The following is a 25718-nucleotide window of genomic DNA, read 5'->3' on the forward strand; positions in this document are numbered from 1 at the left end:
GCAAGCAACTAGTCAAAACAGTTGATCTATTATAAAATCAATAAGAAAAACTACATTATTATTGAGGATTAATTTTATGTTAGATAAAAAAACCAAGCGACTTTTAGTCGGGATCATTATCTTAGCTATTATTGCACGTTTATCATCATCAACTTCGCCGGCCATTGCTGCTATTGGTCAGGCTTTCCCTCACGCTAACAGTACTGCGGTCGAATCAATTGCCACGATTGGCGATGCTGCCGCTGTTATTTCTGCACTAATTTTTGGCAAGTTATTGGATCGCTGGACTTTTAAGCAAATTGCACTGATTAGCGTCAGCATTTTAACCTTGGGTGGTTTATTGCCTTTGGTTTTCCATCGCTCAGTCAATCAACTATTACTGTGGGGCTTTTTAGCAGGATTAGGTACTGGGGGAATTACCACCATTTTACCTAGTTTACAGGCCTTTACTTTTCGTGGAGAGCAATTAGCAACAATGCTCGGTAGTGTGGTTGCTTTAGAAAATGGTTCTTCCATGATTATGGTCTTTTGCAGTGGTTTATTAGCAGCTCGTAATTGGCTACACACCTATTATCTATTCTTTCTAGCAGCAATAGCTTTAATTATTATTAGTTTTACTGTCCCTAATCGCCGTCCCGATCAACAGGCTGATTCTGACGCTAATGAACAGGTACAAAAAACCAAGATTGGCTCGATCATTTATTTTTTAATCATCGCCAGCGTGATGGTCGCCTTAGAAGCAGTTTTATATAATAAAAATGCTGTTTATGTTCAACAGTATCATCTAGGTTCACCCGCTTTAACTGGCCGCATTATGATGCTTGATGGATTAGCAGCGATTGTCATGGGACTTATTATTCGCTGGGTTCGTAAATTATTCCGACAATACTTACTAGCCGTTAACTTTCTTTTAGTCGCTATCGGCGGGTTTTTCTTGTTAAATCTGCACACTACTTGGAGTATCGCTTTAGCAACCTTTATTATTGGTAGTGCCAGCGCGACTACTTTAATGACCGTTCCCTATCTTTTATCAGGGCTGGCAACAGCCAAACATTATCCACTAGTAATGGGCTTTTTCGCTGCCATTACCAGTTTAGGCTTTTCCGGTTCTGCTTTATTTTTCAACAATTTAGTACCTAAAATCAATTCCCACTTATTGACGGGAACTTATCAATTACAAATCATCATTGCAGTCATGATGTGCGGTATCATTTTTATTGGAACAATAATTCAACAAAAGCACAGAAAATAATTTTACAATTACGAATTTTCGTGTAATGATTAGAGTAGTGTTTCATAGAGGAGGATGACGAATATGGCACAGGAGTATAGTGAAAAATCAGTTGCTGCATTTTTAACATTTTACGTACATCATTTTCAAGATGATGATTTAGAGGTTATTTCTCAATTTGATGTTGATCATCATGTTACCGAATTAAATGCCTTTATTGCTCATGACCGGAGCTTTAGAATGAAAGATATTGTTCCTGTTTTATTACAAAAACATTCTGCTATTATTAATTTATTGTTAGAAGATTTGTTAAGTAACGCTGATTTAGACATGGAACAAATGGATACACCCCAAATTTGGGAAAATTGGTATCGTGAAGAAAAAGCCAAGATTAAAGAACCTGAACGTTAATTAACAGCCTAATTTTGACAATAAAAAACTTCGTAAGACTTAGCTTCAACCTAAGTGTTACGAAGTTTTTTTAATAGCCTAAATTAATTGGGCCACTTGAGCCCCCGCCTGTACCTCTTGTTGCGAATTAATTTGGAGTTGTTCTTCTTTTAAGTTAGTAAAAACCACAATTACACTCGGATTTTTACCATACTTTTTAACTAACTCTAAGTCCATTTGTACTAATGGCGTTCCTGCTGTAACTTTTTGGCCAGCTTGAACCTTAATCGTAAATGGCTCTCCATTTAATTCAACAGTATCAATGCCTAAATGCAACAAAACTTCATGATCATTTTCATCTTTCAAAGAAATTGCATGCTTAGTCGGAAAAATCGAAAAAATTGTTCCGTTAATTGGCGAGACCACAGCACCATTTTGTGGCACTACGGCGTAGCCTTGACCCATCATTCCACTAGAGAAAACACCATCATCTAATTTAGCTAACGCAATCAGTTGACCGGTTACTGGTGCGACAATTTGTGCTTGACGTTGCTTCTTCTTTTTAAACCCAAACATTACTTAAACCTCATTTCAATAAATTGATTAATTCTGGTTAAAGCCGCCTTAATTTGTATGCGGGGCATCGCTAAATTAATCCGCGCAAAATCTTCACCATCGCCGACAAAATCGGTACCAGGTTCCAATATAACTCCTTGTTGTGTAGCTAATTCTTGCGTAAATTGCTTGCCACTAACCCCTAGGTCACTCACCTTGACCCACAATAAATAAGAAGATTCCATGGGCACTAATTGCAATCTTGAATCAGTTAACATTTGCACAGCTAATTCATAATTTTTCGAAACATAGTCAACCATTGCTCGGCGCCAATCATTCCCCGTTTGATAACCAGCAACAATCGCCGTAATGCCAAAAATATTCGGTGATGTGATCGAATTTTTTTGATAATTATCACGTAATCTTTGCCGTAATTCAGGATTAGGAATAATTGAATATGAAGTTTTTAAGCCCCCAAGATTAAAAACTTTATTAGGTGAAGTCAAGAAAATTAAATTTTGTAAATACTGATTGGACAAACTTAAAGCTGAAGTATGCTGTCCATTATTTAAAATATGTTCACTATGAACTTCATCACTGACCATAATTACTTTATTATCTAAACATAATTTGGCAATACGCTGAATTTCTTGTGCCGTCCAAATACGACCAGATGGATTATGGGGATTACAAAAGAATAAGAGACGTGGTTGTTCTATTTGTAAACGTTGCTGTAAATCAGCCCAATTAATTTCATAACGATTATTTTTTAAAATTAAGGGACACGTACCAACGGGTACACCATTTTCGCGAGCGCAACGCCCAAACGGACCATAAGTTGGTGTTAGCGTCATGACTCCATGTTGAGCGTCACAAAATTGCTGCACCAAATTGTACATTGTGGCCACACTGCCATAACCTAGCGTAATCCAATCAGGATCCACTCGCACTTGATGTTGTTGTTTTTGCCATTGAACCACTGTTTGATAGAATTCTGGATAAGTGTACGTATAACCAAAAGTTCCCCGTTGACTAGCTTTCATAAATGCATCTAAAATTCCTTGGGGCGAACGAAAATCCATATCTGCAATCCACATGGGAATAAAATCTTTCGGAATTGTTCCAAATTCTTGTTCAATGATTGAACGATCCCACTTGCGACATTTTTCATCATGACGATCAATAATTTCATCAAAATTATATTCCATCTGTTTGTGTAGTTTCTCCTTCAATTGTAGTATTAGGACTCAATAGCTGATCAAATTTTTTACGAACCGTAGCGATTTGCGTGCCAATAACTACTTGAACATTTTGTTTATCTAAAACCATCACGCCTAAAGCACCTGCTGCTTTTAACTGATCTTCGTTAACTAAAGCAGTGTCTTGGACAATTAACCGCAAACGCGTTACACAATTATCAACATTAACAATGTTCGTTGCCCCACCAACACCAGCTAAAATTTCAGGCACATTAAATTGCTCATCACTATTATTATCGTCTGTTGCACTAGCATGTTTATCACGACCAGGCGTCTTTAAATTATATCTTTGAATGGCCCACGAAAAAACAAAGTAATAAACCGCAAACCAAACTACCCCAACAATCGGTACAATCCAATAGCGCGTATTCGGCCCTTGCAAGACCCCAAAGATCAACCAATCCAATATGCCACCATCAGTATTACCAATACCGACATTTAATAAGGCCATTACCATATAGCCTAGACCTGACATGATACTATGGAATAAATACAATGCTGGTGAAATGAATAAAAAGAGAAATTCAATTGGCTCAGTAATCCCGGTCACAAATGAAGCAATTACTCCCGAAATCAATAAGCCTTTAATTTTTTTACGATTTTCAGGAAAGGATGTTTTATAAATTGCCAGAGCCACTGCCGGTAAACCAAACATCATGGTTGGCATATAGCCTTGTGATAGAAAAGCAGTCGCATGATGACTAATTGGTAAACCATGTTGCAACTCTTGATAAAAAATATTCAAAGCTCCCACCACATGATGACCAGCAACAATCGCTGTGCCACCAGCTTCTGTAAAGCGAATCATTGCTAATAAAATGTGATGTAATCCTAAAGGAATTAACAGACGTAAACAAGTTCCATAGATAAACGGACCAAAGACGCCAGCTTTTTGAATTACCCAACCGAGACTATTAATTGCAGTTGAAAAAATCGGCCAGATCATCGGAATAACTAAGCCCACTAAGGCCATCACTAACGCTGTCATGATTGGCACAAAACGCGTTCCACTAAAGAAAGCAAACGAATCCGGTAATTGAGTTTGATAAAAATGAATATGAATTACATATACTATCAGACCAACAATAATCCCACCTAAGACTCCCATTTCAATAGTTTGAATGCCGAAGGTATTAGATTGACCTGCAGCTTGCATCTTGCTAGTTGCTACTAGTTGATGCGTTACCTGCAAATAAAAGTTAATTGCCATATTCATCACAAAATAACCGACAAAACCTGAAAAGGCGGCAATTCCTTTTTCTTCACGTGCTAAGCCCAAAGGGATCGCCATCGCAAACATAATTGGCAAATAAGTAAAAGCAAAGCCCCCAATGGTCGACATAAATTGGAAAATCAAATGAATTGGTGTAATTTTCAAAAATGGTAATAACTTCAACATGCTGGGACTAGAAAACGCACTTCCTATTCCTAGTAATAAACCCATGAATGCCAATAAAGAGACTGGCAGCATGAAAGTTTTACCTAAACCTTGGAAAAATTCCCAAGCAGTAACTTTTTCTTTCTGATGCGTTTGACTTGACATGGTGTTACTCCTTTTCTTTTTCTGAAGACGATTACAGGATAAAACAAAAATAAGCACAAGCCTAGTCTCTTGCGCCAAGATGTTGGGATTTACATTTTTTGTAAATGTTTACATGTTAAATTTTTCTTCAAAGTTTACCCAAATTTACAATACTAGCTTGAATAATCCCCATTTCCAGAAGTAACCGTTGACTGCTCAAACAAAGCCTCAGTCCGCAAAGCAAGAATCAATTAATCTAGGAGCCTCAAAACTTTTTGAAAACGGGCAAGAAAACACGTTTTTTAAGGACGTGATGAATTGCTCCATGTTTAAATTTTAGCTGTTTCGTAAATATCTATGACTTATAATTAATTTATTAAATCAAGGGTGGTGCAAGATTAAGTCGGCGACCATTAAACTTAATCCAACAAGAAACCCGGTACTTTAGTGCCGACGTAGTTCACGTCACAACTTATATTGATAAATATATTCATCAATAATTAACTCGACTAACCGTAATAAGGGAATCCGTGTGGATAAATCCAAATCCTGGTAATAGATATTCGGGATGGGAAGCTCAAAAGCCTGCGTAACTCTATTAGCTAGCGAACTATTAGTATTACCAATAATACCCACCGTATTAACCTGACGCTGCTGTAAAATCGTCGCACAACGGCCGATAATAGCCGTTTCACCAGAACAAGAAATTAAAAAAACTAAATCATCGGGATCAATGGTTGAGACCACCCGATCAATTTCATCCCATTCGGAACGACTAGAAGAATTCTTGCCCGCAAACATCAAGCGCCGAGCACCATCCACGGCCACGGTATATGAAGGCCCCAAACCTAAAAATTCAATATGATGGGCTTGATTAATTAACTGGGTGACTTGTTGTAATTGTTTCAAATCTAAATCTTCACGTTCCATTAAGGAAATCGAATGAGCATGCTGTAAAAAATTTTGTTTTGTAATTTGCTCGGCTTGTTCCCCTTCCAAAGCTTTTCGTAAATAAAATTTGAATTCTGTTAAATTCTGATAACCTAATTTTTTAATTGTTCGACTGACAGTTGCTGTTGATACATATGTACTTCTAGCAATCTGAACAATATCTTGTTTCAAGAAGATCTGTGCCGCTTGTTTCAAATAATCAAAAACTTGTTGTTCTGCTGTGCTTAAACTTTCGCGTTGTCGTTCAATATTTTTAAAAAATAACGCCATGATTTTCCCCCTGCAAAACTTAATTCAAATCTTTATCTATATTATATGAAATAATTGACTAAATAAATATTAAAAAGTTTTTCTCAAAAGAAAATCACCCACAACTAATTAACCCGACTAATTGACAAATTAATTTATCTAACAAAAAAAGACTGGGACAATAAGATCAACATTCATATAATGTAAAAGAATATGAACATTAATTCATTATTGCATTCCAAAAGTCAATCACTTGGCCTAACGGAATTAAATCTTCAAAGTCCAAGTTAGACTTCAAAATTTAATCTTGTCAGTGCACAACTGCTCGACGACTTTTGTCCCAGCCTTACCGAATCAAAAATGTTTAATTTTGTTACAATCTAGCATATGAATCTGAATTCAAAGTTACTGAATAATAAACCACTTTTAGCTAATTACTTAGTAATTTTATGGACTCGGATTTTATTTACTAAGAGTTTAATTATCAAATTTCAACAACATTAAGCAGCATTATTTTTAACACTTTCTTTTGGTTGAAATTCCCCCGTTTGATAATTTAACTGTAATCCAGCTTGCGTATTAAAGACCCAGGCATTCAACTTTAAGCCTTGAACATTAGCAAGTGACTGGACTTGCACATGAATCCCCCTTGGTACTAATTCTGTTCCCGAATATAATGGTGTCGCCTGATAATATAAAACATCATCCGGATGTGACTTAAGATAAGCACGCGCATTTGTTTCAGAATAAGCCATTCCCCCAGGCGTCTTCTGACTATTTGTCCCCACATTTTGTGCGCGTGTTCCCCAAATAATGTTATCACTAGCCATTGATCCGCCTAATGACCAAGCCAGTAAATGGCTTTTATTGTAAACATAACCGCGATAATCGGTTAATTGTACAATTTTATTATTACTGCGGCGACCACTCCATTTTTGAGTTGTCGAATTAAAATGACCATCTATATATTGTCCGGAAACTTTGGTACTTGAAGGAAAAGCCGGACGCTTCATCACTGCTGCAGAATGTTTGACCACATCTTTTTGACGAACAAAACTACTAACTGCTTGCGTTCTCCCAAAATGATCAAAGCCCTGATAATCAATCACTTGTTGATCCTCAGAACTTGCCTCGTATTCATACAAATTAGTTGTTTGAGCTTTAATCGCACTTTGAACCTTTGCATTAAATAGGGGCTGGTTATTATTGATTACTGCATAGTTTTGTGGATACTTTGCAGCACTATATTGCATTTGCAATAATTGACTAGTTGTTTGATGAGCTGCTGCTTGAACATTACCTGTTTGAAGCGTACCAATTAAAGCAGACACCACCAAAACAACTAGCATGATTAATTTGACTGGTTGTAGAACTTTATTTAATTTAAACATTTTTGAATCTCCCCCCTAATTGGCACAAATAATATATATACACCGAAAAATAAAATCGCGCAAGTTTCCGTAATACCATTAAAAAAGCGACATTAATCACTTTTAACATAAAAATGTGTAACATTTTTAACGGTTAAATAAATAGATTGAGATAATTTATTTAGTTTTAAGAAAAACTCATCCCCAAACGAGTGGTTTTTATCTGATAATTTTTTATAATTTTTTTTAAATAAACAAGAATTTAAAAGGTTTTAGGCACTTTCACTAATGGTTCAACCTTTTTTGAACAGTATTTTTTAAATCGGCAAAAATAACTTTGAAAATTTTAAAAAAATATTAAGCCTTTTCATTTTTTTGCTAAAAATCTATAATGAATTACAAAGGAAGGCGATTATCATGAATCAATCAATGATTGATTTTTTATTAGCAAGAAAATCTATTAGAAAGTACGACCCAACCAAAACTATCTCTAATGCAACAATTAACAAGATGTTAGAACTGGCTGCCACTGCTCCCTCCAGTAATAACGCGCAACCTTGGAAAGTAATAGTCATTAAAGATAAGACTAAATTAAAAAAACTACGTCAACTATCTTCTGATCAAGAACAAATTGAAACCGCTTCAGCTCTATTTTTTATTTTAGGAGATTTAGCCGCTTATCAAATCAGCAAACTAACCAATTTTGCCGTTCAAAATAAAATTTTAGATACCGCTAATCCAGCGGCTACTGCTGCATATCAACAAGGATTGGAAAAATTTTATCAGACTCATCCTGAAGACAAAACTGCTCAAGGTGTCAATCTTGATGCCGGTTTATTTGCCATGAACTTAATGCACGTTGTTCGTTGTTTTGGTTACGAGTCGGTGGCCATGCGTGGGGTCGATTTTGCAAAAGTCATGGATTACTTAAACATTGATTCCCATTTAATTCCGATTATGTTTTTATCCGTCGGTGTCGCTGTCGAAAATGGTAATGATAAAAAACGCTATCCGGTCTCCGATTTTGCCCAGATTATTGAATAAGTTTCACAGCTACTTGTGCAGGTAAATCAAATCATAATACGTATATGTATATAAAATGAGGTTGAGACAAAAAGTCAACAGTTGTTCATTAGCTGTTTTAGAACTTTTGTCCCAACCTTATTTTTCTAGTTAATAAAATTCAATTATTAAGTCTTTTGAAAGGCAAATCTCTGAACTAAAATCGTGATCAAAAAAGAAAAAAATAAAATAGCAACCACTAATAAATAAGGGATGTTCGGATTTAAATCCATCAAAACACCCGAAATAATTGGTCCACAAACATTGCCAACACTAGTTAACGACATATTGAGACCATTAATCAAACCTTGATTAGCATGGCTCATCTTCGTTAAAAGCGTCGTAATTGATGGTCGTAACAAATCAAACGCAGTAAAGACTATCAAAGTGGCAAGAATAACTATCCAATAATTCTTGGTTTGCGTAATCCAAAAAGTGGCTGCGGCTCCACCAAAAAAACAAATCGCAATCAAACGAATTTCACCAATCACCCGTGTTAACCAATCAAATAAAACCACTTGGAAAAAAAGTGAAATAATGCCATTGAGCGTTAAAACTAAAGCAATGGTACCCATACCAAAATGAAAAACTTGATTAACATAAATACTATAGATGCTTTCAAAGCCTTGTAAGCCAAATGAAGAAACAAAAATCATAACAAATAAAACTATTAACAACGGTGTAATAAACTTCCGCAAGTTAATTTTTTCCGTTTGGGTAGAATGATTAGTTAACTGAACATTAGGTAAGAAAAACAACGTAAAAATAGTACTAATTAACCCCAAGAAACCAGCCGCCCAAAAAGGAACTTTATACGTAATATGAGCTAAGATTCCGCCCATTCCGGGGCCTAAAATTAAACCACCACTAAAAGCAGCGGAAATCCAGCCAATCACTTTAGCCCGCTGTTGATCATTAGTTAAATCAGCCGCCATAGCCATCGAAGTTGGCACAAACATCGCAGCTGATAAACCGCCAATAACTCGAGAAATATTAAATAGCCAAAAATAATTTGAAAATGCAAAAATGAATTCCGAAATCATATACATTAACAAACCAGCTAAGAGCACTTGCTTACGGCCAATACGATCAGAAATCCGACCAATAATTGGTGACGCTACAAACTGAGCAAGTGCGTACAAGGAAGTCATAATTCCCACATCAGTAGTTGTTAAATCATATGCTTTTTTAATATAGGGTTGCACTGGAATAACTAAACTAATTCCCAAATAAATCAAAAAATTACCAAAAACTAAAATATAAATTGCCCTTTTAGCAGACTTATTCACTAATTAATAACTCCTAACTTTTTAATCCAACATTATTAATATAACGTGTGGTGCTATTTATATTTATTTAGTCTTAGTTGTAATTAATTTTCTCGTTCACTAAATACTTTTTTCACTACAGATAAAGCATTCAACACTTTAGGAAAACCTACATACGGAATACATTGAATAAATGTTTCCACAATTTCCTCAGTTGTCAAACCAACGTTTAATGCGCCATTAATGTGTACGGTAAGCTGTGGTTCAGTATCTCCTTGAGAAAGTAAACTGGTAATAGTAATCATTTCTCGTTGTTTTAAAGTTAACCCTTTTCGATCATAAATGTCACCAAACGCAAACTCGATAATATACTTGCCAACATCTTCGCCAAAACCAGCCAATGAGTCAATAACTGCTTGTCCACCAAGGCCATCAATAGCCTCTAAATTCTTTGAACCCTTTTCAAACCGTTTGGTATTTTCCATAAGATACTCCTTTTCTTGTATACGTAAACCAGATGTGATTTCGTATAAATTCATACAACGTGTTTATTCTAATTGCTGGAGTCTACTCAAGGTCAATAGAGTATGTTAAAATTTTTTTTAACATGTTATTTCTACTTTTACAAGGAGATTAAAAAATGTGTAATTCAATTTATTCAATTGGTCAATTTTCAAAGATTACAGGCTTAAGCATTGATACATTGAGATACTATGAAAAAGAAAAGTTAATATTCCCTAAACGTAATTCTGTCAATCAAAGGTGCTATACAGAAAAAGATTTAGAATGGATCAACTTTATAATTAGATTAAAAAAAACTGGTATGGATATTAAACACATGCGTGAATATGCTAGACTACGCTATGCAGGTGATACTACTATTCCGAAAAGATTACAATTATTGTTTGATCAATTAGATGCTTTGCATGTGCAAGAGACACAATTAGAAGATAACATTAAATTTATAGAAAATAAGATAAAGACATACTTACAGATGACTAATATGTTATAAAAAAATTTTCCACTACTCTAACAACAAACAATCAGTAAAATTATTTTTTTATTTTAAAAGTCGTTATAACTTAATAGTCGGATAAATTTGAACTAGCTAATGGTGCTTATTGATTTTGTTTAACTATAAATACAGAAGTTCAATCATTCCAGAAAAAGTTTCTGTTTTCAGAGACAATTTTAATAAAATATTGTATTTTGCGTGAACAAGTAATCAAAGAAAAAACTATGCTCTTAGACAACTAAGTTGTAACACAAGGAAGCAATGTTCTCTTTTGTATTCCAAAATAAATTAGTCTACAAAAAAAAGTGTCAATGAAATTCATCATCAGCACTTAATATTATAGAGACCTTATTTTTACCTTATATAACAAAATCCTGGATATGTTTTCTACCGAAGAAAAATATCTAGGATTTTTTAATAAAGATTGGAGCTTTTATCCCAACCTCTTTATAAAACTATATTTTACAAAAATTGCCGAATGATTTCGCGCAATGGCGGCATCTTTGGAATTTGGAATTTATCTTTAAAATATTCAAAACCAAACTTCAAATAACCTTCTGCTTCATCTTTGATAATCTTACCTGGTAATGGAGCTTCATCATAAACTGCCGCATTAATTAAAACTGGCTTTGTCGGATTTTTGTATTGTTCCATTGCTTGTGCAAATTCTTCATCATTAGTAACATTGATGCCAATACCGCCACAAGCTTCAGCAAATTTAGCAAAGTCAATATCTGCTAAATCAATGCCATAATTTTGTTGACCTGCGGATTGTTGTTCATATTCAATAAAAGCTAACATATGATTATTTAAAACAACAACGACCATTGGTAAATCATATTTAACAGCCGTCACAAAATCTTGCATGACCATTGCAAAAGCACCATCACCACAAATTGCATAAGTTGGGCGTTGAGGCATCGCAATTTTGGAAGCAATAGAACCTGGCAACGCACAACCCATGGTGCCTAACCAAGCAGAAATCGTATATTTTTGCGTTGATTTAACATCAACAAACCGTGCACCAAAAGAAGTTGAGGTTCCAACATCAACTGACCATACAGTATTAGCCGGAGCAACTTCACTCATTTTAGCAAACATCTTAGAAGGTAAAACTCCAGTATGTTTTTTAGATTTCACATCTTGCATCCATGAACGCCAAGTTTGCATATTCTTTTGACAAGCTTTCAAAAATGGCCGTTGTGCAATAACTTCACCACGTGTATTTAACAAATTCAAAGCATCTTTGGTGTCAGCCACGATCGCCAAGTCAATATTATGACGGTGACCAATTTTACTTGGATCATTATCAATTTGAATAGTTGGAATTTTTTGGTTGATATAAGGTGCATATGGATAATCAGTACCAATTAACATCAACAAATCTGCATTGAACATTGCCTCATAAGCTGGCTTCGTTCCTAACTTACCAATTTGACCTAACGCATTTGGATGGTCATCATCAATTGTTCCCTTAGCTGGCATGGTTTGGATAAACGGAATCGAATAACGTTCCACAAATTCTTTAGCTTGTTCTTGAGCATCTTTAGCACCAACGCCAATTAAAGCAACCGGATTTTTAGCCTTTTTGATCATCGCTAAAGCTTGATCAATTTCTTTAACGTCAGCTCGTGGTGCTTCCAAATGAAATTGATTAGCAGTTGGTTTAAAAGTATCCGCAATTTTATGATCAGGAACATCATCAGGAATTGTTAGGACGGCGACACCTTTATGGGTATAAGCAGCCCGAATAGCTTCATCCATCACAGCAGGCAAAGTTTCTGGATTAGTAACTAAGCGATTATAAACGGCCACATCTTCAAATAATTGTGGCGTATTGACTTCTTGGAAAAAGCCTGTATTTAATAAATGAGATTGAATTTGACCCAAAATAGCTACAACAGGAGCATGATCCATTTTGGCATCATACAAACCATTTAACATATGAATTGCACCTGGGCCACCAATTGACAAACAAACACTAACTTGACCAGTTAATTTAGCATGAGATGAAGCAGCTAAAGCAGCTACTTCTTCATGACGGACTTGTGTAAACTTAATTTGATCGCGCTTGCGATACAAGGCTTCAATTGTTGTATCAACTGAATCACCTGGTAAACCATAAACATTATCAATGCCCCAAGCTTGCATTACTTGGACCATTTTATCGGCAGCATTAATTTTCATAGTATCTCTCCATCTCCGATTTAAAACTTGCTACATCTTGAAATTACAATAGTCTACTCTACCACGAATTAATCACAAACGAAAGTTAAATAACTTATCCCGATAAATTAGGCATAAAATTAATTTTTCACATGAATTTGTGAAAACTGCTACAATCCTAATTTTAGTTTAGCAATTTTTATGCCTCGAATCGAATAATTTGCTTAATTAACAATAAAGCAGTAGCTTATCGTAAGTTAAATTTTTGAGGGATTTTACGCAAAAATTGAGCGCAAATTGAACGATTATAATTTTAAATCTTAACTACTTTTAATTTTTAAATTTCAGCTCAATGATCCCCAATCTTGGTCAAAGCTTATGGATATGCTAAGATATTTATGATTTAGTAGATTTTTTTACAGCTGTTAATGTAACGATACTAAAACTGGTTGGTTGTTGTTTCGTTGTTTGATAAGTGCGTGCTTGCCAAACTTGTAACGTTCGACCAATTTTAATAGGTGTTGCTTCAACATAAAGTTGACCGTGATTAACTGCGCGCAAATGATTAGTTTGAATTTGGGTACCAACTGCAACTTGGTAAGCTGATAAGTTCAGATTAGCACCTAAACTGGCAGCTGTTTCCGCTAAAACGCTGTTAATTCCACCATGTAATTGACCGTATGGTTGCAGAACATGGTCAGTAATTGTTAAATTTAAGAGTACACAATTCTTAGTTTGTTTCAGGGTTTTAATCCCCAATAATTCTATCAAATCCATGATTATCAACTCCAGAAAGGAAAATTTTTTATGACTAACTGGCAAACAATTAAAACTTATTCGGAAATTTTATTTGAACGGCAAGATAAAATTGCTAAAATCACAATCAATCGGCCACAAGTCCGTAATGCTTTTACTCCTGATACTATTCAAGAAATGATCGAAGCCTTTACTTATTGTCGTGATGACGCTAGCATCGGTGCCATTATTTTAACAGGTCAAGGTGACTTAGCCTTTTGTTCTGGTGGTGATCAAAAAGTTCGCGGTAATGGCGGCTATGTTGGCAAAGACAAAGTTGCTCGTTTAAACGTACTAGATTTACAACATTTAATTCGCATCATTCCTAAGCCCGTAATTGCCATGGTTAAAGGCTGGTCTGTTGGCGGTGGTAATATTTTACAATTAGTTTGTGATTTAACCATTGCTGCTGATAATGCTCAATTCATGCAAACCGGCCCGAAAGTCGGTAGCTTTGACGCTGGTTACGGCTCAGCTTATTTAGCTCGAGTGATTGGTCATAAACGTGCTAAAGAAGTTTGGTTCTTATGCAAACCTTATAGTGCCCAGGAAGCTTACGAAATGGGTTGGATTAATAAAGTAGTTCCATTAAAAGATGTCGAAACTGAGACTTTAGCTTGGTGTCACGAAATTCTTAAGAAATCACCAACAGCTATTCGCTTTATTAAAGCCGCTATGAACGCTGATACAGACGGTTTAGCAGGTTTACAACAAATTGCAGGTGATTCCACTATGCTGTTTTATGAAACTGACGAAGGTAAAGAAGGACGTGACGCTTTCTTAGAAAAACGCGAACCCGATTTTGATAAATTTCCAAAGTTCCCTTAAATTTACAAGCTGTGAACAAGACCGCTTAGAAGCAAGAAGCTAACCTAGACTGAGGGCTTAAGTTGGTTTTAACTTAAGTTCTTAGACGTAGTTAGATGATTGCTTCTGGTCTTGTGAACGCAATTTTCAAGCTGCGACAAGAAACGCTTAAAAGTTGAGCACTAACCTAAACTGATGATTAAGCCTGCACTTGGCTTAGTTGTCAGTTGTAGTTAGGCGCAAACTTTTGTTTCTTGGAGCGCAATTAAATCAAGCTGTGAACAAAAGCAAATAACAACCGAGTATAACCTAGATTAACCTTTTAAGTTGGTCTTTAACTTGAAAGGTTAATCGTAGTTAGACGCAAGTTGTTGCTTTTGTGACCATACAGATATTGTAACTTTCCAATCTAAGTAAAGAATTAGAGAGGGGATGAATAAAAGCAAATATTTGAATTTTGAATCTAGTAACAATCTGTAATTTAACGTGATTAGTTTCAACTTCTCAATAATTTGTGAATATTTCAACCTCTTTTTTAACTTTACTTTTTTTCAATCAAAAGGAGTTTTCATGCAAAATTGGTTAACCAAGCGGGTGCAATTATCGCCCCAACAAACTGCCTTATACTATCAAGATCAACGTTATTCTTTTCAACAAGTTCAGTCTTTAGTTCAAATACGGGCTCAAAAATTAGCCACTTTACAAATCCTGCCCCAAGAACACGTTGGTTTATTTGGGCATAATACGCTAGATACCTATCTAAACATTCTAGCATTACAGCAATTAAATGCGACTATTGTTTTTTGTAATATTCGTTTATCAAGTTCTGAATTGACCCACCAATTACTTGATGCTCAAGTTCGTTTTTGTTTGTGTGATCAAACATCTTTGTCCTTGACACAAGATTCAATTCAAATCATTACGCCAAAAACTTTAGAACAGTTAACCTCCACGACTTACCCACATCTCGAAATTCATCCGCAAGACGTTGCTAGTCTTATGTATACTTCCGGAACTACTGGTCAACCCAAGGGTGTTTTACAAACCTATGAAAATCACTGGGCTTCCGCAATGAATACGCTCCTCAATTTTCAGGTCACGGCCAAAGATTGTTGGCTGTGCGTAGTCCCTTTATTTCACATTTCAGGTTTTTCAATTCTTTTACGTTCATTAATCTATGGCATTCCGCTTTATTTAACAGCAAAATTTAATGCCTTAGAATGTGATCAGCTACTACAACAACAGCCGATTACCATTATGTCAGTAGTACCTACTATGTTACAAGAATTATTACACGTCAAAACTAAAGCCTACAATAACGACTTTCGGTTAATGTTTTTAGGTGGAGCACCAATTGATCAAACCACCTTAACTACTTGTCAACAACAAAATATTCCTGTCGTCCAATCTTATGGCATGACAGAAACTTGCTCTAATGTTGTAGCGTTAAATCCCCCTGATGCCAAACGAAAACTAGGTTCTTGCGGGCAAGCATTATTTACTAATCAAATTAGAATTGCTACTAACGGAGAAATTCAGCTTAAATCGCCCGCCTTAACTCCTGGTTATTGGCAACAAGCTACATTGTTCCAACAAAAATTAACTACTGATGGTTGGTTTAAAACGGGGGACGTGGGTTATTTAGATTCGGACAACTTTTTGTTTATTCAAGGCCGTTTGGACGATATGTTTGTTTCTGGAGGAGAAAATATTTTCCCAGCTGAAATTGAGAATATTTACCAACAATTACCACAAATCACTGCTATCTGTGTTACTGCTCAACCAAATCAACATTGGGGCGCTGTTCCCATTGCCTACTTAGTCAGTTCTACACCGATGACGAACCAACAATTAAGAAACTATGGCCGTCAAAATTTAGCACATTATAAAGTTCCGGTGGAATTTCGCCAAGTTAAAGCTTTACCTAAAACCGCTAGTGGCAAGATCACTCACCATGGCCTTGATCAACTCAAATTTAAATTGCTTTCATAAATTTTTTCATCTATCATGAACTGAGTTAGAACTTGGAGGAACATTCTTATGAAACAATATTATCGCCAATTTAACTGGTATCGTTGGTTGCGCATTATCTTTTTAGCACTAGCTGGAATTATTATTTTTATTAATCCTGATAAAAGCTTTAATGCCATCTTATATTTAATCTCTGCCTATTTAATTGGTTTAAGCCTAATCGCGGTTCATGATGGCTGGCTTTTATCTAAAAATCACAGTGATAACAACAGTCCTTATACCACCGCAGTTATTTCTTTTATCTTAGCTATTTTAATTTTTCCAATTGCCCATTTATTATTACCGTTATTACCCGTTATCTTAGGTATTGTTTTATTAATCAACGGCGTAAATCAATTCTTCAATGCGCGCAGTAACCGCAAATACATCAATGTAACACCTTGGTTAGACTACTGTTATTCACTTTTGTTAATTCTGTTTGGTATTGCGTTAGTTTTTAATCCTTTTGATATGTTACGTTTTTTCTTTCGATTACTGGGCGGTGGCTTATTTTCCTTAGCAATTATTGAATTTATTAATACCAGATTTTATCGGCATTAGAAACTGGAGATTTATCAATGGAAAAGGCTTTTTCGCGGGTTTTAATAACAGATTTGGATGGTAATTTTTTAATTATCAAAGATAAAAAACGACCACAAATTTGGAATTTTCCAGGTGGCAAACAGGAGTTAAACGAATCCCCTCTAGCGTGCGCTATCAGAGAAGTCCAAGAAGAGACGGCTTTAACTGTCACCAAATTAAACTTAATCTATCAAGAAACCATGATTTTTGACAATGTCGCCTGTAAAGGATCATTTTACTTTGCTAATCAAGCGCACGGAATTGTCAGTTTAAATGAACCAGCCAAAATTAAGGGTCTTCAATTCATTGCTGATTTAAAAACTGTGCCGTTTTCCCCGGAATTTGCCACAATGTTTTCTTATTTTCAGACCAAACAAATTCTTCAAGCAAGCCAAACTCTTTGGCTATAATTTTAAAATTAAATGCGGTTGGAACCAAATTTTATTAGCAATCAAGCGCCAATTTGAATGTTCCGGCCTTATTTTTTAACTAAATAGAGTTATTAATTAGATCTACAATCGTTTGCGGATCATCAGCTCCAAGAATCAATCTAATGTAAGGCTCATTTTGTAATTGAATCACAATTGGTAAATGGTTTTTGTTCAAGTTAAAAAAGCAGCGCTCCCCAGATTTAACAAACGTCCCGCACAAATAATTAGGCGAATGGAGTCCTGGATTTTTTAATCCTAAAAAACCTTTAATAATTCCATCATCAATGGTTGCTCCTAACACATGTTGTAAAGGAATTGCCAAAACTTTTTTAAAGCTGTAAAGGCGAAATCTTCCTTGTGGTCTGATAATTAATTGATTATTACTTATTTGAATTTTATTTTCCGCTTTCATTTTCTGTGATACCTCCATGCGCTAACAATTTTTGCCCCAAAATAGCAGTTACGTGCTCATTTTCTTGGTACCATTGTTGAACCATTTCTTGAACTACTAGACTATGGCTTGTCACTTCTAACAACGCTACTAATAATAAATCCCACTTAAATTGATTATCCGTTTCTAGACTTTGACTAAGGGAAATGATAAACATTTTTAATTTACTACCAAAAGTTCCATACAAACTGCCACGCAAAAGTCCCGTTGCTTGCACCAAATCATCTACAGAAGTGGCTTGATAACCGTTGGTAGCAAAAGTCTTGCTCATGATAAAAACGATTTGATTTTGATCAAATTTTTTTCTTCTACCCATGTAACTATCTCCTTTCAAGACGATTATAGCTAATATTTGACTAATCAGTCAAATATAAAATCAAAAAAATGAGGCTGGGTCAAAAGTCGGTTACCAGTTGAGCACTAAACAGCATTAAATTTTAAAGTCTGAACTTGACTGTGAAATTCAATTTTGTTCGGCACAAACTGTTGACTTTTAAAACGCAATAACAAATTAAAGTTCGTTTAATTGGCAATAGAATACGAACTTTAATCTGATTGTCCCAACCTCATTTTTCTTCTTAAGCTGAACTAAATTTTGGGCTAATGATTAGGCTCAAACACTAAATGCTCATTCACAAACGCATTTAAACCTAAACCACTTAATTCCCGACCATAGCCAGAATTTTTTACACCCCCAAAAGGTAATTCGGGTAGCGAAATCCAACTAGAATTGATAAATGACATTCCAGTTTCAATCTTCGCTGCTACAGCTTTGGCGTGTTTCACATCACTAGAAAAAACTGTATTGCCTAAACCATAACTAGAATCATTAGCCAAATCAATGGCTTCTTGTTCCGAATTAACTTTATAGATAGAAGCTACTGGACCAAACAACTCTTGATTATAAATAGGGTTATCCTTAGTAATGCCGGTTAAAATTGTAGGCTGGAAAAAAAATCCGGGACTATCAATTGGTTCATTGCCATAAACCAATTGCGCACCATGTTCGATGGCGGTGTCAACTTGCTTTTGTAATTTTTCTTGAGCGCTCTTAGAACTCAGTGGTGCCACGACCGTTGTCGGATCCATGGGATCACCTATTTTAGCGTTAGCAAAAGCTTTTTTCATCATATCCACAAAATCATCATACTTATCTGCCATGACAATAAAGCGTTTCGAGGAAGTACAGACTTGACCAGCATTATACAGCCGCGCATCTGGGGCAATCTTTTGAAGTTGAGCATCATCTGCATCACTCAAAATAATAAACGCATCATTACCGCCCAACTCCAAGGTGGATTTTTTCAGTGCTGCACCAGCTTCTTTAGCTACTGCTGCACCACCACGTTCTGAGCCAGTCAAACAAACCCCAGCAACTCGCGAATCATGAATGGCTTGTGCAACTAAATCATAACTCATAAAGAGATTTGTTAAAGCACCTTTGGGAGCTCCGGCTTCCAAAATTAAATCAGTAAGTTTTTGTGCCGACGTCGGACAAATCGAAGCATGTTTTAAAATCATAGGATTACCAACAATAAAGTTGGGGGAAAATACCCGTACCACCTGGTATAATGGAAAATTCCAAGGTTCAACTGCTACAATTATTCCGGTGGCTTGTTTAAGGTAATAAGCCTGACCTGCAGGTGATTTCAACGGCACTGACTTCATTAAATTCTCACCGTTTTGTGCATAGTATTCGGCAATAGCGGCACATAATTCAACTTCCCCCTGAGCTTCTGTCAACAGCTTACCCATATCATAAGTCATCGTTTTAGCCAACTCAGTTTTATTTTTTGTTAGCGCTTTCGAAATTTGGTGTAAAATTTGCGCGCGTTCAGAAACTGGTTGCTGCCGCCAAGTTTGATACAGTTGATGTCCTGTCGCTAAAGCAGCGTCTAAGTCTTCGACTGTTGCATCCTCATATGTTTCCAATAATTTACCTGTATACGGATAAATCGTTTGATATGCCATAATGATATAACCCTCCTTTGCTGGTTTCACAATTTTATTATAATACTATCTCTACATAACAGCGAATCTTTCGTATTTTTTTGAAATCAGATTTTTATAAATTATTTAATTACTTTTGATAAGAAAGCTTGAATGATTCTGAATTATTTCGCTCCATTATTGTTAACCCGGCTTATGGCTGACATCAAACTTACTTACTTGCTGCTCTAATGTTAATAAATAGCGTTTACGCTCAATTCCTCCAGCATAACCAGTTAATGAACCGTTACTGCCTACCACACGATGACAAGGAATAATTAAACTAATTGGATTGTGTGCGACAGGCATTACCAATCACACGTGCCTTATTCTTTTTAACAGCTAAACCAGCTTGCAAACGATCGGACAATTCACGATAAGTAATCGTTTGTCCGTATGCAACGTGTTGTAATTGCGTTAAAACTTGGCGACGAAAAGGTGTTCCTGTTAATTTTAACGGCACTGCAATCGTTGGATTTTGTCCAGAGAAATATTGTTTTAACCATTCCAGAGCAAAACTAATTGGTTGGCTAATTAAAGTTTGACTTTTTGGTAAATCATAGTTTGCACCAAAGTATTTTTGACCTTGAAACCATACCCCTAACAAATGCTTAGTATCACTTAATAAAATAACTTTTCCCAAAGGCGAGACATAATCTGCTTTGTAAAGCATTATCCATTCCTTTCATTTTCCTGAGCATTATGACCATAAAGATATCTCAACCAATTATTTAACAAATTTTAACTTCCGGACATTCAGTCATTATTAGCCATTTAGACCCTCTTAATTAACTTGATTGGGCGCTACTTGCTTTTGGAAATAATCCAGTAAATTATTAGCCGCTTCTTGAGCCATTGCTGTCCGAGCTTCAATGGTGCCGGTGCCTGCATGGGGGCTCAAAACCACATTATCCAGAGCCAGTAATTCCTGAGGTACCTGCGGTTCCGTTGCAAAAACATCTAGTCCAGCTCCTGCAATTTGTTTGGTTTTTAGAGCAGTGATTAAATCATCCTGCTTGACCAACGTACCTCGAGCAGCGTTAATTAAATAAGCAGTGTTTTTCATTTGAGTAAAGGCTGACTGGTCAAAAATGCCTTGAGTTTTCGGTGTTGCTGGTGCGTGTAAAGTAAGGACATCACTTTTTTGGAGTAGTGTTTCAAAATCGACATATTGGACGGCCAGTTGCTTTTCTATATTCGGATGCAAACGGTGCGAATTGTGGTAAATAACTTTCATCCCCAAAACTTGAGCCAATTGTGCCACTTGGCGACCAATTCTGCCCAAACCATAAACACCGAGCGTTTTATTCTGCAAACTCATTCCCATGTTTTCAGGCTGAGATACGTCTAACCACTGTCCTTGCCGCAAAGAATGATCGTAAAAGTGCAACCGCCGCACGGTGGTCAAGATTAAAGCTAAGGTCATTTCTGCCGTCGGCATGCAAACAGCAATAGGACAATTAGTAACTACAATGCCTTTTTGTTTGGCGTAGTCCACATCTATATGATCAAAACCGACACCGTTTGTGGTAATAATTTTTAACCTCGAGCCAGCATCAATTAATTCACGATCACCCTTCATTGCGGACAACAACAAGCCATCATATGCGGACAAATGTTCTAAAACCCAAGCTCTTGTTGTTATTTCAGGCTGATACGTCACGTTAAATTGTTGTCGTAATTTTTGTAAACCGGCTTTCGGAATCGTACCGGTCACCAAAATTTTAATCTTTTCCATGATTACATTCTCCTATCATTTGATTAAAAATACCGGATCAACTGCCATACGCATGGCTTGAATATTGGTTTCCTTAAAATAAATTCTTTGTGCATTATTATACATAACATCTGCTAATTCTGCTGGTTTAAAGATATCCGTTGCTTCTAACCAAGTCGATAAATCATAATAAGCATTAAAAGTTGCTGACCAAGGAGCATCACTGCCCCATAAGATTCGTTTTGCGCCTAAAATCTCTTTAGCTAAAAGAACATCTTGTTGACAACGAGGAAATGGTAAAACTGTTTCCTTTTCAATATCTTGAATGGCTGAAATATCAGTCACAATATTTTCCCATGGAGCCCATTGTTGCAAAACATTTTTTAAACGTTCCAAATGATCAGCATTAGGAAATGATAAATGACAAACCACAAAGTCGAACTGCGGATATCTTTGGGCCAAATTAACAATGGCTTCCGGTTGATAGCTCACTTGTGTTTCGTCACCATAATCAATTGTAACTACAAAGCCGGGATAATCAGCCAAATAATGAAAAATTTGTCCGACCAACAAATTGGTATCTAATCGAAAAGGTTGGTGATAACCGTGTAAGCCACCACCTGCACTGATTTCTAACTTCAAGGCACGAAAGCCTAATTCTTCAACATGCCGCCGCACAATTTTCAGGGCATTAGCGCTGAAAGGGTCAACCGAAAAAGCAGCCACAAAACGCTCTGGATACTTTTTAACGATTTGATAGGAATAATAATTTTGGTAACCATTTAAACTGCCCTGTAATAAAACAGCTTTAGTTATTTTATTTTGCGCCATGACTTTAAGCGCGGCTTCTGCTAAAAAATTATCATCGCCCCAACCATCAGGAATTAACTTAATCAAAGTTCCATCATCAAAAAGTGCCTGTCCCTGACCCAAAGGCGTCAACCGCCCTTTACCATTTAAACCGGCTAAAGACCGTACCAAATGTAAATGGGCATCAATTTTTTTCATCATTGTGCTACCTTCTTTTGCAATTTATAGTTTTAATTATAGATTAAACCGCACTCGGCTATCCTAAAATTTTTCAATTGACAAAAAAAGCTGGAAAACAATGCTCAGATTGTCCCAGCCTCATCATTTAACTGCTAAGCGTTCTTGGTTACAGTTTGATTAACAGACTTTTGTTCAGCTTGATATAATTTCCGATCATACATTTTAAAAAACGGATAATAAATTATTATTGAAACCAACAAATTTAAAAACGCTACTACTGCCGCCAGCAAACTACCACTCGTACCAATAAACGCCCCCACACCTACCGGTAAAATCCAGGCGATGGAAGCATTCACATACGTGACAAAGTGTAATTTGATTGCTACATAAGCAATTGAAGCCAGCACCAGGGGATTAATGATAAATGGAATAATTAAATAGGGATTATAGACAATTGGGGCGCCAAAAATAACAGGTTCATTAATATTAAATAAAGCGGGCACAATTGCTGTTTTACCCAAAGTTTTTAGTTGTGCTGATTTCGAGAGTGTCAACATCAAAATTACTAACCCTAAAGTTCCACCAGCGCCGCCAAGGAAAACCCACATATTAATAAAATCACCGGCAAAAATATTATGCTGACCATTAATATTTTCGGTTAAAGCTACTAATAAAATGGGGTTCACAAAACTATTCTTGATAATTGCCGTCCCGTGAACACCAACGGCCCACAATAAGTGAATCAATAGTAAAATTACTAACATTCCCAGCCAAGAACCCGTTAAGTTTTTAACAAAACCAAATGGTGTAGATAATAGTTGGTGTAAATCGGTCCCCATTAAGCCTAAAATAATATCTAAACCAATCATTACCACCGCCACTAAAATAGCGGGAATCAAAGAGGCAAAGGAGCGACTAACACCTTCCGGAACCCCTTGGGGCATTTTAATGGTGACATTTTTATTGACACACAAGCGGTACAGCTGCACAGCAATAACACCCGTAATAATCGCAATAAAAATTCCAACGCCGCCAAAGCGAGTCAACCAGCCATTAACCATGGATACTCCACCAGCTAGATAGTTATGAGCGGCAACCACTTTATCTGTGCCCACAGCGGATCCTTTTTGCCAGGAGATACTAGGAATGGTTAACAAAAACGCAAATAATGACAATAAAGCACCGGTAAACGAATTAAGCTGAGTTTCACCAGCTTTGCGATATTGTTCAATGTAATAATACCCTAAAGCAACTGCGTAATAGAGCGCAATGGAACCCAAAGCCATGGTATTCCCCAACATGTAAAAGCCACTAAACTTCATAATAGTGTTTTTGAAAAAAGTAGCGGCAAAGGGGAAAATTTGTGGCAAATTATTTAAAATTAGAAAGATAGACGCCACAATCGTAAAGGGCACCGCTGCCAAACTGGCATCCATGATGGCCCGAATGATTTTGGTATTGGCTACTTTATTGAGTGGTGGGAAAAGGTATTTATTGAAAAAATCTAGAAGTTTTTTCATCCATTAATTCCTCCATCTTTGATCACTTGTTGATACCAAAAATAACTATCTTTGGGATAGCGTGCCAGCGTTTTTAAGTCTTGCTCCGTACGATCGACATAAATTAAACCATAACGTTTTTTCATCCCTTCATGCACACTAACTAAATCTATAGCCGACCACGGTAAATAACCTTTCACCGGCACTCCAGCTGCTACAGCCTGTTGCACACTTAAAATATGTTGTTTGAAGTAATCAATACGGTATTGATCATGAATTTGGTGATCACTGGTCAATTCATCATATGCCCCCAAGCCATTTTCAGTAATATAAATTGGCAGTTGATAGCGATCATTAATGACTTCCAGTGTCGTTTGTAAACCTAAGGGATCTACTGTCCAGTTAAAATCATTTTTCTGTAGATACGGATTGGTCAAGCCCTTATAAAAGCCTTCTTCATAGACGTCTTCTGATTGCTGATCGCTGACGCCACTGAGTCGGTCTTGGTGCGTTTTGGGATATTCAACAGTCACACTCGTGTAGTAATTGATCCCCAAAAAGTCCGGAAAGTTCTCGGTCACCAAAGTATGATCTTCTGGCAAAATTTCCAAATCAATGCCCGTTTGGTGTAAATATGATTTAAAGCGTGGATTAATGCGCCCCTTTACGGAAAAGTCTAAATAAGCCCAATTACGTACGGCATTAAAATATTCAGCTGCTTGAATATCTTTTGGATCAGCACTGCCAGGATAAACATCAGAAATATTAGGTACAGGACCAATTTTTGCTTGTGGCACTAATTTATGACATAGGAAAAAAGCTTTTTTTTCGGCAATCATTAAGTTATAAAAAGCCTGATAACGTTCTCGATGATTGTAAGTAAAGCCTAAAATCTTGTGATCGGCTAGCAACATAATGTTGGGTTCATTTATAGTTAACCAATAGTGCACTTGATCACCAAAATTTTCCAATAAAACCTGTACATACTTTTCAAAAGCCGTCACTGTTTGCCGATTAATCCAACCACCTTGAGCTTGCAAACTTTGGGGCAAATCAAAATGATACATCGTAACCATTGGTTCAATCTGAAACTTTTTCATTGTTGCAAAAACATCGCGATAATGTTTAATAGCCTTTTGATTAACTGGTCCTACGCCATCAGGGATGATGCGTGTCCAAGGAATAGAAACACGCATGGCTTTCGCACCCATTTGAGCCATCAACTCAATATCTTCAGCGTAACGATGATAGTGATCACTAGCAACTGAAAAATCCGCAATCTTTGAATCACGCGCTCGACAATCTTGAACAGATGGCTTCTTACCATCTTCATTGGCTGCCCCTTCAGTTTGATGGGCTGACAGTGAAGCTCCCCATAAAAAATCTTTATCTAACATTTTTTCTCCTTA

General features: G+C 36.3%; 24 protein-coding genes and 1 pseudogene. 8 read left to right on the top strand and 17 right to left on the bottom strand.

The window, feature by feature from the left end; genetic code table 11:
- Positions 1 to 76 precede the first annotated feature (76 nt).
- A complete protein-coding gene (locus AC3B7A_RS03640) occupies positions 77 to 1252 on the top strand; it encodes an MFS transporter (RefSeq protein WP_489756371.1) in 1176 nt (391 codons plus the stop codon).
- A 63-nt stretch (positions 1253 to 1315) separates the two neighbouring features.
- On the top strand, positions 1316 to 1642 hold the full coding sequence (locus AC3B7A_RS03645) for a hypothetical protein (protein WP_489756372.1): 327 nt from the start codon (positions 1316 to 1318) through the stop codon (positions 1640 to 1642).
- Positions 1643 to 1720: 78 nt separating this feature from the next.
- Here the strand turns inward: AC3B7A_RS03645 and AC3B7A_RS03650 are convergent, their stop codons facing one another.
- The 5 genes from AC3B7A_RS03650 to AC3B7A_RS03670 all read right to left on the bottom strand — a co-directional run bounded on the left by AC3B7A_RS03650 (position 1721) and on the right by AC3B7A_RS03670 (position 7548).
- A complete protein-coding gene (locus AC3B7A_RS03650; RefSeq protein ID WP_489756373.1) occupies positions 1721 to 2197 on the bottom strand; it encodes a PTS sugar transporter subunit IIA in 477 nt (158 codons plus the stop codon).
- Positions 2197 to 3384 carry a MalY/PatB family protein gene (locus AC3B7A_RS03655; protein WP_489756374.1) on the bottom strand — a complete coding sequence of 396 codons (1188 nt, stop codon included), beginning with the start codon at positions 3382 to 3384 and terminating at the stop codon, positions 2197 to 2199. The genes AC3B7A_RS03650 and AC3B7A_RS03655 overlap by 1 nt, the downstream gene beginning before the upstream one ends.
- Positions 3374 to 4978 (bottom strand): maltose/glucose-specific PTS transporter subunit IIBC, encoded by a 1605-nt coding sequence (malX, locus tag AC3B7A_RS03660; RefSeq protein ID WP_489756375.1) that lies wholly within the window; start codon positions 4976 to 4978, stop codon positions 3374 to 3376. The genes AC3B7A_RS03655 and malX overlap by 11 nt, the downstream gene beginning before the upstream one ends.
- A gap of 444 nt (positions 4979 to 5422) precedes the next feature.
- Positions 5423 to 6178: a MurR/RpiR family transcriptional regulator gene (locus AC3B7A_RS03665; RefSeq protein ID WP_489756376.1), complete on the bottom strand. Its 756-nt coding sequence runs from the start codon at positions 6176 to 6178 to the stop codon at positions 5423 to 5425.
- 479 nt (positions 6179 to 6657) lie between these two features.
- Complete coding sequence (locus AC3B7A_RS03670; RefSeq protein ID WP_489756377.1) at positions 6658 to 7548, bottom strand: DNA/RNA non-specific endonuclease; 891 nt, start codon at positions 7546 to 7548, stop codon at positions 6658 to 6660.
- A 396-nt stretch (positions 7549 to 7944) separates the two neighbouring features.
- Here AC3B7A_RS03670 and AC3B7A_RS03675 point away from each other — a divergent pair, with 396 nt between their 5' ends.
- Entirely contained in the window at positions 7945 to 8571 is a 627-nt protein-coding gene (locus AC3B7A_RS03675; RefSeq protein WP_489756378.1) for a nitroreductase family protein, read from the top strand.
- Between the two features lie 146 nt (positions 8572 to 8717).
- Here AC3B7A_RS03675 and AC3B7A_RS03680 read toward each other — a convergent pair whose 3' ends face one another.
- Positions 8718 to 9878, bottom strand: coding sequence for an MFS transporter (locus AC3B7A_RS03680; protein ID WP_489756379.1), 1161 nt, complete (start codon positions 9876 to 9878; stop codon positions 8718 to 8720).
- Between the two features lie 83 nt (positions 9879 to 9961).
- Entirely contained in the window at positions 9962 to 10342 is a 381-nt protein-coding gene (locus tag AC3B7A_RS03685; RefSeq protein ID WP_489756380.1) for a carboxymuconolactone decarboxylase family protein, read from the bottom strand.
- A 155-nt stretch (positions 10343 to 10497) separates the two neighbouring features.
- Between AC3B7A_RS03685 and AC3B7A_RS03690 the strand changes: the two genes are divergently transcribed.
- Positions 10498 to 10869, top strand: a complete 372-nt coding sequence (locus tag AC3B7A_RS03690; protein WP_489756381.1) for a MerR family transcriptional regulator — start codon at positions 10498 to 10500, stop codon at positions 10867 to 10869.
- A gap of 465 nt (positions 10870 to 11334) precedes the next feature.
- Here AC3B7A_RS03690 and AC3B7A_RS03695 read toward each other — a convergent pair whose 3' ends face one another.
- Positions 11335 to 13059, bottom strand: coding sequence for a pyruvate oxidase (locus tag AC3B7A_RS03695; RefSeq protein WP_489756382.1), 1725 nt, complete (start codon positions 13057 to 13059; stop codon positions 11335 to 11337).
- Between the two features lie 375 nt (positions 13060 to 13434).
- Entirely contained in the window at positions 13435 to 13815 is a 381-nt protein-coding gene (locus AC3B7A_RS03700) for a PaaI family thioesterase (protein ID WP_489756383.1), read from the bottom strand.
- A gap of 30 nt (positions 13816 to 13845) precedes the next feature.
- Here AC3B7A_RS03700 and menB point away from each other — a divergent pair, with 30 nt between their 5' ends.
- From menB to AC3B7A_RS03720, 4 genes are all read left to right on the top strand, one after another.
- Positions 13846 to 14661, top strand: a complete 816-nt coding sequence (gene menB, locus AC3B7A_RS03705; protein ID WP_489756384.1) for a 1,4-dihydroxy-2-naphthoyl-CoA synthase — start codon at positions 13846 to 13848, stop codon at positions 14659 to 14661.
- 549 nt (positions 14662 to 15210) lie between these two features.
- The gene (locus AC3B7A_RS03710; RefSeq protein ID WP_489756385.1) at positions 15211 to 16632 is read left to right on the top strand and encodes an o-succinylbenzoate--CoA ligase; all 1422 of its coding nucleotides are present in this window, start codon (positions 15211 to 15213) and stop codon (positions 16630 to 16632) included.
- A 48-nt stretch (positions 16633 to 16680) separates the two neighbouring features.
- Positions 16681 to 17211, top strand: a complete 531-nt coding sequence (locus AC3B7A_RS03715) for a DUF308 domain-containing protein (RefSeq protein ID WP_489756386.1) — start codon at positions 16681 to 16683, stop codon at positions 17209 to 17211.
- Positions 17212 to 17228: 17 nt separating this feature from the next.
- A complete protein-coding gene (locus AC3B7A_RS03720) occupies positions 17229 to 17642 on the top strand; it encodes an NUDIX hydrolase (protein WP_489756387.1) in 414 nt (137 codons plus the stop codon).
- A gap of 79 nt (positions 17643 to 17721) precedes the next feature.
- On the opposite strand, the gene AC3B7A_RS03725 is transcribed toward AC3B7A_RS03720, so the two are convergent.
- From AC3B7A_RS03725 to AC3B7A_RS03760, 8 genes and pseudogenes are all read right to left on the bottom strand, one after another.
- Positions 17722 to 18075, bottom strand: coding sequence for a hypothetical protein (locus tag AC3B7A_RS03725; RefSeq protein ID WP_489756388.1), 354 nt, complete (start codon positions 18073 to 18075; stop codon positions 17722 to 17724).
- Positions 18059 to 18430: a TetR/AcrR family transcriptional regulator gene (locus AC3B7A_RS03730; RefSeq protein ID WP_489756389.1), complete on the bottom strand. Its 372-nt coding sequence runs from the start codon at positions 18428 to 18430 to the stop codon at positions 18059 to 18061. Before AC3B7A_RS03730 ends, AC3B7A_RS03725 begins: the two co-directional genes overlap by 17 nt.
- 284 nt (positions 18431 to 18714) lie before the next feature.
- A complete protein-coding gene (locus AC3B7A_RS03735) occupies positions 18715 to 20085 on the bottom strand; it encodes an NAD-dependent succinate-semialdehyde dehydrogenase (protein ID WP_489756390.1) in 1371 nt (456 codons plus the stop codon).
- A 162-nt stretch (positions 20086 to 20247) separates the two neighbouring features.
- Positions 20248 to 20776 (bottom strand): annotated as a pseudogene (locus AC3B7A_RS03740) (methylated-DNA--[protein]-cysteine S-methyltransferase).
- Positions 20777 to 20887: 111 nt separating this feature from the next.
- Entirely contained in the window at positions 20888 to 21841 is a 954-nt protein-coding gene (locus tag AC3B7A_RS03745; RefSeq protein ID WP_489756391.1) for an NAD(P)-dependent oxidoreductase, read from the bottom strand.
- 15 nt (positions 21842 to 21856) lie between these two features.
- Positions 21857 to 22828, bottom strand: coding sequence for an amidohydrolase family protein (locus AC3B7A_RS03750; RefSeq protein WP_489756536.1), 972 nt, complete (start codon positions 22826 to 22828; stop codon positions 21857 to 21859).
- A 134-nt stretch (positions 22829 to 22962) separates the two neighbouring features.
- Positions 22963 to 24330: a PTS cellobiose transporter subunit IIC gene (gene celB, locus AC3B7A_RS03755; protein ID WP_489756392.1), complete on the bottom strand. Its 1368-nt coding sequence runs from the start codon at positions 24328 to 24330 to the stop codon at positions 22963 to 22965.
- Positions 24327 to 25706, bottom strand: a complete 1380-nt coding sequence (locus AC3B7A_RS03760; protein ID WP_489756393.1) for a glycoside hydrolase family 1 protein — start codon at positions 25704 to 25706, stop codon at positions 24327 to 24329. The genes celB and AC3B7A_RS03760 overlap by 4 nt, the downstream gene beginning before the upstream one ends.
- Between the last annotated feature and the right edge of the window lie 12 nt (positions 25707 to 25718).

It is taken from the genome of Bombilactobacillus sp. ESL1202 (assembly GCF_058107125.1).